The 640-nt window shown below is 31.7% G+C and carries 1 protein-coding gene; it reads left to right on the forward strand.

Annotated features, from left to right (window positions below):
• On the forward strand, positions 1 to 487 hold a 487-nt coding region (locus ACFIL8_RS12100), incomplete at its 5' end, for a hypothetical protein (protein WP_375690026.1).
• Positions 488 to 640: the final 153 nt, after the last annotated feature.

Raw genomic sequence — 640 nt, forward strand, 5'->3', positions numbered from 1 at the left:
GTTTGGCATTATAACTTTTATATTTTTATGTTTTTTAGGAATTAAAAAAAATCCCTACTTTATTCAAAGTATTTTGACATTCGCATCTGTTTCTTTGGTAATAGTCACAGCGGTTTTTGCAATTTTATGCAATTCCAAGATTCCTTTTGAGTTGCAGAACAATCCAAAATACAAACGCGGCAATACAACAGGTTGGAAGACATTAACACGTGATTTACAACAGTATTTGCACAGACTTTTAAAGCTAATAAGTTTAGCGCTTGTCGTTTTAATTTTTCCAAATAGTTATAAAGAAACTGTTTCTTTACCTTTCATTTCTAAGTACGTGGAGTATAAGCTTTCTTTTCCATTGGATACTGTACTTTGGTACTCAGATATTGCTCTTTGGTATTCTTTTTTAGTTTGTGTATTTTTCCTTATGTTACGTACACGCAGTTTAATAAATATATCTATTTACACACTACAGTGCTCAGTTAAAAAGCTATAGTAAAATTTCCGATTTTATAAAACTGTTCAGATTACGTTGTCTCTTCTCAACGTTCATAGATGAGATCAACAAGGAGATAAAAAACTATCGTGGGCTGCTTGATTTTAAAGAACATGACCTCTAGGTGTGAAGAAAGATGGGCTAAGTCTTTCT

Origin of the sequence: Bartonella sp. AP57NXGY (assembly GCF_042195805.1) — a bacterium.
GTDB lineage: Bacteria > Pseudomonadota > Alphaproteobacteria > Rhizobiales > Rhizobiaceae > Bartonella.